This window comes from Rhodobacteraceae bacterium M382 (assembly GCA_025141015.1).
Lineage (GTDB): Bacteria > Pseudomonadota > Alphaproteobacteria > Rhodobacterales > Rhodobacteraceae > Aliisedimentitalea > Aliisedimentitalea scapharcae.
Map to the genome: position 1 here is coordinate 140,542 of CP081101.1, position 10,868 is coordinate 151,409.

Here is a 10,868-nt window from a genome sequence, read left to right on the forward strand (position 1 = left end):
CATGAACCTGACCCCGAGAGAAAAAGACAAACTCCTGATCGCCCTGGCCGCCGAGGTGGCCCGCAAGCGTCTGGCGCGCGGTGTGAAACTCAATCACCCCGAGGCCATTGCCCTGATCACCGACAGCGTCGTCGAAGGTGCACGCGATGGACGCTCTGTCGCCGATATGATGGAGGCGGGCGCCCAGGTTGTCTCGGTCGAACACTGCATGGAGGGCATCGCCGAGATGATCCCCGAAGTGCAGGTCGAAGCCACCTTTCCTGACGGCACCAAACTTGTCACCGTTCACAACCCAATTCGCTAGAGGAACTTGATCCAATGAAACACGTTTTACCGATTCTGAGCGCGCTGGCCGCATCCCCTGCCTTGGCCCATTCCGGCGCGCATATCCATCCGCATGGGGCAGTTACATGGATTGCCGTGATCCTCGCAGCAATGACCGTGGGCGGGACCATGACATTGGTTCACATACGGCGGCGCAAATGATCCCGGGCGAGACATTTCCTGCCGAGGGGTCGCTGACGCTAAACGCCGGTCGCAGCGCTCTGATGGTGTTGGTGGCCAATACCGGCGACCGCCCAGTGCAGGTGGGCAGCCACTACCACTTTGCCGAAGCAAACCCGGCGTTGGAATTTGATCGCTATGCAGCCTTGGGCAGGCGGCTGGACATTCCGGCGGGCACTGCCGTCCGCTTCGAGCCGGGACAGCGTCGAGAGGTGATGCTGATACCCTACCTGGGACGACGACATATCTATGGCTTTAATCAACATATCATGGGAGCGCTGACAGATGCCGGGCAAGATAAGTCGGAGTGACTATGCTGCCATGTTCGGCCCAACTGTCGGCGACAGGGTGCGACTTGCGGATACCGATCTGATTATCGAGGTCGAAAAAGACCTGATTATGGAACGGGCCACAGCGGCACAGTTCAGCGCCACAGGGCTGCGGGACGATGTCTATGGAGAAGAGGTGAAGTTTGGCGGTGGCAAAGTCATCCGCGACGGAATGGGGCAATCCCAGATAACGCGCGCCCAAGGCGCGGTGGACACCGTCATTACCAACGCGCTGATCGTCGATCACGCTGGCATCTATAAGGCTGATGTTGGCCTGAAAGACGGGCGCATCCAAAAGATTGGCAAAGCCGGAAACCCTGACACCCAACCGGGCGTCGATGTCATTGTGGGCCCCGGAACCGAGGTTATCGCGGGCGAAGGACGCATTCTGACGGCGGGCGGCTTTGACAGTCATATCCATTTCATCTGCCCGCAGCAGATCGAGGACGCGCTGCATTCCGGCCTGACCACCATGCTGGGTGGCGGCACCGGCCCGGCCCACGGCACGCTGGCCACCACCTGCACTCCCGGCCCGTGGCATATCGGGCGCATGATGCAGGCGGCGGATGCCTTTCCGATGAACCTTGCCTTTGCAGGTAAAGGCAACGCATCGCTGCCAGCAGCCCTTGAAGAACAGGTGCTTGGCGGTGCCTGCGCACTGAAGCTGCACGAGGACTGGGGCACCACGCCTGCCGCCATCGACTGTTGTCTGTCGGTCGCTGATGATTTGGACGTTCAGGTGATGATCCACACCGACACGTTGAACGAATCCGGCTTTGTCGAGAATACAGTGGCCGCAATTAAAGGGCGCACGATCCACGCCTTTCATACCGAGGGAGCGGGGGGCGGCCATGCCCCGGACATCATCAAGATTTGCGGCGAAGAGCATGTGTTGCCGTCCTCTACCAATCCCACCCGCCCTTTCACAGTGAACACGCTGGAGGAACATCTCGACATGCTGATGGTCTGCCACCATCTCGACAAGTCGATCCCCGAAGACGTGGCTTTTGCCGAAAGCCGTATACGCCGCGAGACCATCGCCGCCGAGGACATCCTGCATGACATGGGTGCGTTTTCGATTATCGCGTCAGACAGTCAGGCCATGGGGCGCGTGGGCGAGGTGCTGATCCGCACCTGGCAAACCGCTGACAAGATGAAGAAACAGCGAGGCAGCTTGCCCGAGGAAACCGGCAACAACGACAACTTCCGTGTACGCCGCTATATCGCCAAATACACCATCAACCCTGCGATTGCGCACGGGATTGCCCACGAGATCGGTTCGATCGAAGAAGGTAAGCGCGCCGATCTGGTGTTATGGAACCCGGCCTTTTTTGGCGTGAAGCCTGAGATGGTTCTGCTAGGCGGCACCATCGTCATGGCACAGATGGGCGATCCCAATGCCTCGATCCCGACGCCGCAACCTGTCTACAGCCGCCCAATGTTCGGGGCCTATGGTCGCTCGGTCGAAAACTCAGCCGTCACGTTCGTCAGCGCGGCTGCGCAGGACGTCGGGATCGGTGCAAAGTTGGGCCTCGCCAAGGACACGTTGGCTGTGAAGAACACACGCAACATTGGTAAGCCCGATCTGGTGTTGAACAACGCGACCCCCGAGATTGAAGTCCATCCCGAAACCTACGAAGTGCGCGCCGATGGCGAGCTTCTCACCTGTCAACCCGCCGAGGTTTTGCCAATGGCGCAACGTTATTTCCTGTTCTGAAGGTGCAGCCCATGAACATTCTCCCGCCTAGTCGCCAAATTCGTAAACCCGGACACTGGTCCGGTGCTTATGACGTTGTGACGCTCAGCTACGACGACCGTTTTCTGCGTCGCAAGATGCTGACCACGATGCGTGCCGAGCAATTCCTCGTCGACTTGGGCCACACCACGTCGCTCGACCATGGTGATGCGTTCGCGTTGGAAGATGGCCGGCTGATCGAGGTTGTTGCCGCCAAAGAAGACTTGTTAGAGGTGACCGGAGACAACCTGCCACGTCTCGCCTGGCATATCGGTAACCGCCATACCCCCTGTCAGATCGAGAAAGATCGGTTGCTGATTCAACGCGACCACGTGATCCGCGACATGCTGGACAAGGTTGGCGCCAACGTGCGCGAAGTGGTCGAGCCCTTCTCGCCAGAAGGCGGGGCTTATGGTCATGGACGGACGCATGGCCACAGCCACTGAAATCCTCACGCTGACGCAATGGTTCTCGCCAGCTTTCCCGGTCGGTGCATTCGCCTATTCGCACGGGTTGGAATGGGCGATTGATGCCGGGGACGTGACCAACACAGAACAATCCAAGGCGTGGATTTCTGATGTGCTGCGACATGGCGCTGGATGGAACGACAGCCTGTTCCTTGGCGCGGCCTATCGAGCTGGCAGCACCGACGTGGACGAGATAGACGCCATGAGCCGCGCCTTTTCAGCGTCGGCTGAACGGTTGAAGGAAACCCGCCTTCAGGGCGAGGCATTCTGTGATATCATCGCAAAGGTCTGGGCCGCGGATCTGAAGGGGCTGACCTATCCGGTCGCTGTTGGCCGCGCTGCCCGTCTGCAGGGCCTGCCGCTCGAACTCGCCACTCAATTCTACCTGCAAGCCTTCATGGCCAACCTTGCGGCGGTGACGATGCGTCTTGTTCCGCTGGGCCAAACCGAAGGGCAACGGATGATCCGCGAAATGACACCGCTTTGTAGCCAGGTCGCTGCGCAAGCCAGCTGTGCTGCGCTTGATGATCTCGGCAGTTCCGCCTTTTTGTCGGACATCGCCTCCATGAAACATGAAACTCAGTATTCAAGGATTTTCCGCACATGAGCACGATGAACGGACCGCTTCGCGTCGGAATCGGTGGCCCGGTTGGTGCCGGGAAGACGACCCTCACGGCTGCGCTGAGCGAAGCCCTGCGCGACAGGTTTTCGATCGGCGTCATCACCAATGACATATACACGCAAGAAGACGCCGAGGCGCTGATGCGGATGCAGATTCTGCCGCAGGATCGCATCATCGGGGTCGAGACCGGCGGCTGCCCCCACACGGCGATCCGAGAAGACGCATCGATCAACCTTGCCGCTGTGGCCGAGATGATCGGTCGGCATCCGGATGTGGAGATTGTGCTAATCGAAAGCGGCGGCGATAACCTGTCGGCCACATTCAGCCCTGAGCTGGCAGATGTGACCCTCTATGTGATCGACGTGGCGGCTGGCGAAGAAATTCCCCGCAAGGGTGGGCCAGCTATCACCAAATCTGACATCCTGATCATCAACAAGACTGATCTTGCCCCCCACGTGGGCGCATCGCTTGACGTCATGGACCGCGATGCAACAATGATGCGCCGCGGGCGGCCTTTCGTATTTACTTCTCTGCGCAATCGCGAAGGCGTGGAAGAGATCATTCCGTTGCTTGAAAATGCCGGGGGGCTGGGCGTTTAGAGCTGTGACAGGTGCACCGTCGAAGGTTAACATCCTACATTCTTTCAGGAGATCTTGCCGGTGTTTTTTGCCTTGGGTTTGGTCTCGGGCAAAACCTCGTGAAGCTCTGCCTCATTGCGATAGCCGATCAGAATTCCTGCCTTGGCTTCTCCAAGGCTCGGGTCACGCGCGGCAATCCAAGCATCCGACCGCGTTGTGCGCTGGGATGTGCGACGCGACCAGCCGAAGAACATCTTTTCCAGACGGGTCAGTTCATCCGCATAGGCAGGATCGGCCCCAAGATCGGCAATTTCATCGGGATTGGTTTCCAGATCGAAAAGCATCGGTCGAAAGCCTTCGGCAAAGGTGTATTTCCATCGCCCATCAAACAGCATCGTTAGTTTTGCATCCTGAACGGATACGCCAAGACGCTTTCGAACATTGCGCATCGAATAGTCGTATTCGGAAACCGCGAAATCGCGCAGATTTTCTACCTGTCCATGCAGGATCGGCTGAAGCGATTTTCCTTCAATGATATGAGGAACGTCTTCTCCGTCGAAGTAATTCAGGATCGTTGGAACAACGTCGATCGCCTCGACCAGCGCCGGAGATTTCACGCCGCGCGTTGCGTCGGCTTCAGGTCGCGGATCAACCACGATAAGCGGAATGCGAGCAGAAGCGTCGTGGAACAGCTCTTTTTCCCCCATCCAGTGATCCCCCAGATAGTCGCCGTGGTCCGAGGTGAACACGATCATCGTGTCATCGGTGATGCCTTGGTCGTCTAGAAAACCCATCAACCTGCCGATCTGATCGTCGATCTGTTTGATCAAGCCCATATAGGCGGTCAGAACACGGGTGCGTGTTCCGTCATCGCAGAACGCTTTTGAGACACGCTCTTCCATGAAGGCGCCGTAAACGGGGTGAGGGTCGGCGCGCTCGGCGTCGGTGCGCACCGGGTCCAAATGGGTCTCGGGACCATACATGTCGTGATAAGGCGCAGGCACGATATAGGGCCAATGGGGTTTGATATAACTCAGGTGCAAACACCACGGCGTATCACCAGCCTCGCGGATGAAATCCATCGCGCGGCTGGTGATATAGGGCGTTTCGCTTTCTTCATCAGCGGCGCGTGCGGGTTTGTCAGCGTTGTCCATGAACCAACCGCTCAGGATGTTGCCGTCATCGTCTTGGGCGCTGTTGGCGACGCTTTGCCAGGGGTTTTCATCTGGCCAGCCACGTTCCTTCATATAGGTGTCATAAGCCGTGTTGCGTGCATAGCGGGGCCCGTCCGGGTGCAAGCCATCATCACGTTCGTAAGGTTCGAAACCGCATTCCGACACCAACGCGCCGATCGTGCTGTCCGGCGCCAACCCAAGGCGGCGCATGCCTTCGACATCTGCGGTCATATGGGTTTTGCCGCAAAGCGCCGTGCGAACACCCAGCGGGCGCAAGTGGTCCCCCAGCGTCATCTCGCCCACTTTGAGCGGGATGTTGTTCCAGGTCGAGCCGTGAGAACTGGTATAACGCCCGGTATAAAATGACATGCGCGAAGGGCCACAAATCGGAGACTGAACATAAGTTCGGTCAAACAAAACCCCGCGTTCCGCAAGCCTGTCGATATGGGGCGTGTGGAGATGCGGATGACCCGTGCAGGAAAGATAATCCCACCGAAGTTGGTCGCACATAATGAAAAGGACGTTTTTGGGCATGCTTCAACACCAGCTGGATTTTGGGTCGGGGCGGTGCCGCCCCGACCGATCTTTGATTAACCGCGGGCAACATCCGGGATGGTGACACCCATCTCTTCAAGCGCGCGCAGTGCACCCGGATGCAGGGGCATATTGATGTCGGCCACAGCACCTTCTGGTGTGACAGCTGCCAGCCAAGGTGCGCTATCTCGCATCTCGGCAACACCGGCAAAGAATGATTTGGTCATCTCATAGATCATCTCATCGTCTGCGCTGTCATTGGTGACAATACCGACGGTGACACGCAGGGTGGTTGTGTCGCTCTCGTTCTTCTGGTTGTCACCGTAAACGCCCGCAGGAAGCGTGCCTGCACCAAAGCCCGGACGATTGACCAGAGCCTTGACGCCATCGGTTTCCAGTTTGTCCGCAGGGATACCAAGGAAACGGATCGGGTTGGTCACCGCGATCTGTGTCAGCACGGGGCTGGGCGCGTTTGTTGGGTTGCAGTAGATATCCAGATTGCCATCTTGGAACGAGGCCGCCGCAGCATCCCACCCCAGCTTGACCGCTTCGTAGTCAGTGCCTTCTTCCAGACCAGCCACGGCCTTGAACAGGCGCTTCATCGTTGCATAAGCTGCACCGCCCGGAGGGCCGAGGAATACGCGTTTGCCGCGTGCGTCTTCAATCGACTTGAGGCCCGAGGATTCATAAACCGCGATGTGGTAAACGCCCATGGGGAAATTCAGCACGGTCCGTAGTTTCTTGGACAGCTCCGGCGCTTGGTCCAGTTTTGCAAACATGGCTTTCTGGTTAGACATTAATGCATGCAAGGCCGGTGAGGTCATGCAGAACTGAGTTTTGCCCATGGCAACTTCAAGCACATGGCGCGTGGCCGCGCCGGTGGCGTTCAACTGGATTTCATAGTCCGGCAGGTCTTTGTTTACGATGTTGGCAAAGGTCGTCATCACCAGGTTCGGGCTGGTGCCCGGCCCCAGTGTGGACATGCGCAAAAGCTCTTTGGCTTGGGCGGCACGTGGCAGAATGCTCAGCGTCGCGAGCGCGGCGGTGCCACCCAACAAGCTGCGGCGATTAAGGTGTGTTGTCTTCATGATGTCTCTCTCCCTAGTGTGATTATGAAGTTTGGTCTTTGATGTTCAGGTCCAACCGGTCGAAATACATCAGCGCGATTCCCGCGGCTGCGGCGATCCATGAAAAGATTGGTCCAAAGAAGATAAGTGCGACGGCCAGTCCAAGCCCGACGGGCACCATGTAGCCCTTGCCGCGTCGCGGATAACAGGCACGCGAGATCAGGATGGTGGCAAGAAGAACGAACAGGATGGCTTGTAGCGACTCTGTCCAGTGGAACCCGGTTCCGAGTAGAAGCGCGGGCTGATAGACAAAAGCAAACGGGATCACGAACCCCGGAAGCGCAAGTCTGGACGCTTCGAGCGCGGTCGGCATCGGGCTTGATCCTGCAATCGGGGCCGCTGCAAAGGCGGCAAGCGCAACCGGTGGGGTGATGGCCGACAGCACACCAAAATACAGCACAAACATATGGGTGTGAACGATTGGAACCCCAAGTTTCTGAAGCGACGGACCCATGACCAACACGATGATCAGATAGGCCGGAACCGTTGGCATCCCCATCCCCAGCAAAAGGCAGGCAATCGCCATCAGGATCAGCGACAGGATCATCTGGTCTTCGGCAAGACCCGACAGAAGCGATGCAAAGCGCAGCCCCACGCCGGTCAGATTCAACACGCCGATGACGATACCCACAGCGCCCACGATCACCACCAGTTGCGCCGAAATCAGGCCCGCCGAACGGATAAATTTCAACCATGCCTTCCCATTGGTCAATAGATCGGGGCGCACTGCAAAGCCCAGAACTGCGGCCAAAGCAACCCCGACAAAGCCTGCATAAGCAGGAGACGATCCTCCGACCATGGTCACCACGATGCCTGCAAGGGCCAGAACAAAAATGCCGATTTGCACGAGTTCCCGCCAATTGAAGGAGATGTTCGGGCGTGGCTCTTCGGCGAGATCCATGTTCCGCGCAGCGCTCGAAATCGCGACGAACAGGCCGCCATAATACAGCAGAGCTGGCACGGCCGCGGCGGCACAAATGGTCAGATAGGGAACATTGGTGACGTCGGCCATGATAAAGGCCACTGCGCCCATGATTGGTGGCGTGATCTGGCCTCCACTCGAGGCTGCAGATTCAACTGCGGCTGCGAACCGGGGTGAAAACCCGCGCTTCTTGATCAGGGGGATGGTGATGACACCCGTGCCCACGACATTGGCGACAGCGCTGCCTGAAATGGTTCCGAACAACCCGCTTGCCACTGTGGCCGCTGCCGCGGGACCTGACCGCATTCTTCCGGTAGCAGCCATCGCAAGTTGCACCAGAACGCGGTCAATCGCGAGCAATTCAAGAAGTGATCCGAAGACGATGAAGATCAGGATTGTCGAGACAACTGTGGCCATGGGACGTCCAAAGACACCGTCAAAGGAATACCACAGAACGGTCATAAGTTCTTCGGTTGAGATCCCAGCGTGTCTGAGGAAACCTGGTGCCAGATGGCCGAAAGCCCCATAGGCCAGCAGGACACTGGCAACCACTGCCATGACAAGACCGACAGATCGGCGGGTTAATTCGATGACTGCAAACAGACCCAGAAAGCCCATCCAGATGTCAGTTGGTGTCAAAAAGTATAGACCGGTTTCAATCTCTTCGGCGGCGCGAAAATACTGGTAAACACTCAGAATCACGGCCATTGCGGCCGCAAACAGAAGCGCTCGATCCAAAAGACTGTCGCTGCGCCCAAACGAGGACAGGATGATCAGCAATCCGCCGCCCAATAGCATACCCACACGAAGGTAGGAATCTGAGAACACACCGAAAACCGACACGTAAAACACAACGCCGATGATCATCAGCGACAGTCCCGTCACTACGTATCCGAGATACGCATTTTGTTTGTTTTCTGGCACAGCTTCCTCCCAAGTGTGACGCGCTCCAAACTGCCCCGGTCTTTGGTTCGATGCGTGGTGCGCGTGGTAGAAAACTATTGAACCCGTGAACTCTTGTCGATTTACTGTTTCACTAGGTGAAATATGATATGACAAAATTAAATCGATCCATCGAACGCGGCCTCATGGTGCTTGAAGTTGTCCATCGCTCTGGCGCGAGTTCACTGGCATTTCTGGCCGAGCAGACAGACCTGCCGAAGCCGACATTGCTGCGTATTTGTGCGACGTTGGAAAATCGGCGCTGGCTGATCCGCAGAAGCAGCGACGGCTGTTATCAAATCGGCTCGGGTTTCCCCCATTCCGGCGGCATGCCGGAATTGGCCGACCGTCTTGTGGCTGTCGCCAAAGAAGAGATCGTGCGGCTTTCCATAGACACCGGATTGGGTGTTGATCTGGCCGCTGCGATAGGCGAGGGCCGGACAGAGATCGTGGATACGACGCGCGTGTTCAAAAAACATGGTGTCTATCCGGATGCCGTTGGTTTTCGTCCCTCTCCTACTCATTCAGGCCTTGGGGTCGCCTTTCTCATGGGGCTTGCTGAAACGGGTAACTTCGATGAACTACAGCTTGTAGAAAAACGTCGGGCACGCGACACAGTTGGTGTCGGCCCACCGTTGCAGAAACTTCTGACGGACGGTGCCAAACGGGGTTACGCAATTCGTGCACACGGCCATTGGGGGCGGGCCGTAGATTATGGTGAGTTACCCTCAGCGATTGCTGTTCCAATCTTTTCTGGTTCAGAAGCAATTGGCGCTCTCAATATTGTGTGGAATGCAAGCGATCAATCAATCGAGGCTGTTGCGGAAGCTCACTTGTCGCATCTGCAGTCAACGGCAAATCGGATTGGCCGGAGCTATGCGGATTTCATCTGATACAAAGGTTGGGCTGCGAAAGAACGCGAAAGCTGTGTCGCCAATTTTTGCTATCTTGATCCAAAATTTTTTCAAGCGCGTGTTTTCAGTGAAAACCCACTGAAAAGGGGGCGATCAATATCTGAAGCAGCATGATTTTTCCAACCGCTGAATGCCTACGCCCGTTTCTTCGTTCCAATCGTGCACCCGTAGCGAAGGTCCGGCTTCCGCCCGGAAGTGTCGAAACACCATGCCCGCTTCGGGCTGCCAGCAGGCCTCCGGCAGCACTTAAAAATTTCGATGCATACTGCCAGAATAGGAGTGCTGTAACTATTTACTCGTTGAAGGGCACAGCAGGCGGCGCTACCTAAATGCACTGGTCGAACGTCGTGTAACTTTGGGGGATCAACGAGTGTTCGTTATGGAGAGCCCGATAGTGGTCTGACCATGTCAGGAACTGGCTTGGTGAAAAAAATTTCTGTCCAGAGGCTAGTCACAAAAAATCCAGAAGCTAGTGCGCCGCTACAAAATTCTGCCAAACTTAGTGCGCCGCTACAGTCGGATTGCGTCCTTGATGAGCATAGGCGTCCCCTGAAAATCAGTGGACAGCCCGCGCATCTCAGCGTCGCGTTCTGATATGTGAGCCATATCAATGGCTTGCGTCTTGGAGGCGAGTACCGGAATCGAACCGGTGTACACGGATTTGCAATCCGCTGCGTCACCACTCCGCCAACTCGCCTAAAGTAGTGTGAGGCCAGCATTTAACTGAGTCGGAATGGATGTGCAATAGCTTCTGCCATACAGTCTTTGGTTTGGATTGGTTCTCCAGCAAGGTCAGTTTAGCCAGTTCATGACCATCATCGCGCCGACCATTTTGCGCATGTGTCGGGGGCACTGCCTGTGTACGTTTCACCGGCACCGGTTGTCTGGACAGAAAGCCGTTTCATGTGCTGGCTGCGGCAGCGAAGGGCGCACATGCAGGCATCGACCTGCTCTATCTACGGGCAGCAAACTTTTTGCGCGTCCAACAAGTGTTTGACGGCGCCGACGTGCTGGCCGTG

Annotated in this window: 11 protein-coding genes and 1 tRNA gene; 8 read left to right on the forward strand and 4 right to left on the reverse strand. The window is 57.0% G+C overall.

Going from position 1 to position 10,868, the window contains the following annotated elements; translation table 11 throughout:
• The first annotated feature begins 1 nt into the window (after position 1).
• The 7 genes from K3727_23090 to ureG are packed head-to-tail and all read left to right on the forward strand — an operon-like array spanning position 2 to position 4,256.
• Entirely contained in the window at positions 2-304 is a 303-nt protein-coding gene (locus K3727_23090) for an urease subunit gamma (GenBank protein ID UWQ93935.1), read from the forward strand.
• Positions 305-318: 14 nt separating this feature from the next.
• Positions 319-486: a hypothetical protein gene (locus tag K3727_23095; GenBank protein ID UWQ93936.1), complete on the forward strand. Its 168-nt coding sequence runs from the start codon at positions 319-321 to the stop codon at positions 484-486.
• A complete protein-coding gene (locus tag K3727_23100) occupies positions 483-815 on the forward strand; it encodes an urease subunit beta (GenBank protein ID UWQ93937.1) in 333 nt (110 codons plus the stop codon). The genes K3727_23095 and K3727_23100 overlap by 4 nt, the downstream gene beginning before the upstream one ends.
• Complete coding sequence (gene ureC, locus K3727_23105; GenBank protein ID UWQ93938.1) at positions 790-2,550, forward strand: urease subunit alpha; 1,761 nt, start codon at positions 790-792, stop codon at positions 2,548-2,550. The genes K3727_23100 and ureC overlap by 26 nt, the downstream gene beginning before the upstream one ends.
• Positions 2,551-2,561: 11 nt before the next feature.
• Complete coding sequence (gene ureE / locus K3727_23110; protein ID UWQ93939.1) at positions 2,562-3,014, forward strand: urease accessory protein UreE; 453 nt, start codon at positions 2,562-2,564, stop codon at positions 3,012-3,014.
• Complete coding sequence (locus K3727_23115) at positions 2,998-3,642, forward strand: urease accessory protein UreF (GenBank protein ID UWQ93940.1); 645 nt, start codon at positions 2,998-3,000, stop codon at positions 3,640-3,642. Before ureE ends, K3727_23115 begins: the two co-directional genes overlap by 17 nt.
• On the forward strand, positions 3,639-4,256 hold the full coding sequence (gene ureG / locus K3727_23120; protein ID UWQ93701.1) for an urease accessory protein UreG: 618 nt from the start codon (positions 3,639-3,641) through the stop codon (positions 4,254-4,256). Before K3727_23115 ends, ureG begins: the two co-directional genes overlap by 4 nt.
• 44 nt (positions 4,257-4,300) lie before the next feature.
• On the opposite strand, the gene K3727_23125 is transcribed toward ureG, so the two are convergent.
• From K3727_23125 to K3727_23135, 3 genes are read right to left on the reverse strand one after another with little or no spacing between them, the layout of a single operon-like run.
• Positions 4,301-5,944 carry a sulfatase-like hydrolase/transferase gene (locus K3727_23125; protein UWQ93702.1) on the reverse strand — a complete coding sequence of 548 codons (1,644 nt, stop codon included), beginning with the start codon at positions 5,942-5,944 and terminating at the stop codon, positions 4,301-4,303.
• A gap of 56 nt (positions 5,945-6,000) precedes the next feature.
• Positions 6,001-7,032, reverse strand: coding sequence for a TAXI family TRAP transporter solute-binding subunit (locus K3727_23130; GenBank protein ID UWQ93703.1), 1,032 nt, complete (start codon positions 7,030-7,032; stop codon positions 6,001-6,003).
• 22 nt (positions 7,033-7,054) lie between these two features.
• A complete protein-coding gene (locus K3727_23135) occupies positions 7,055-8,917 on the reverse strand; it encodes a TRAP transporter fused permease subunit (protein ID UWQ93704.1) in 1,863 nt (620 codons plus the stop codon).
• A gap of 128 nt (positions 8,918-9,045) precedes the next feature.
• Here K3727_23135 and K3727_23140 point away from each other — a divergent pair, with 128 nt between their 5' ends.
• Positions 9,046-9,828, forward strand: a complete 783-nt coding sequence (locus tag K3727_23140) for a helix-turn-helix domain-containing protein (protein ID UWQ93705.1) — start codon at positions 9,046-9,048, stop codon at positions 9,826-9,828.
• Between the two features lie 644 nt (positions 9,829-10,472).
• Here the strand turns inward: K3727_23140 and K3727_23145 are convergent.
• Positions 10,473-10,546, reverse strand: a tRNA-Cys gene (locus tag K3727_23145).
• Positions 10,547-10,868 lie beyond the last annotated feature (322 nt).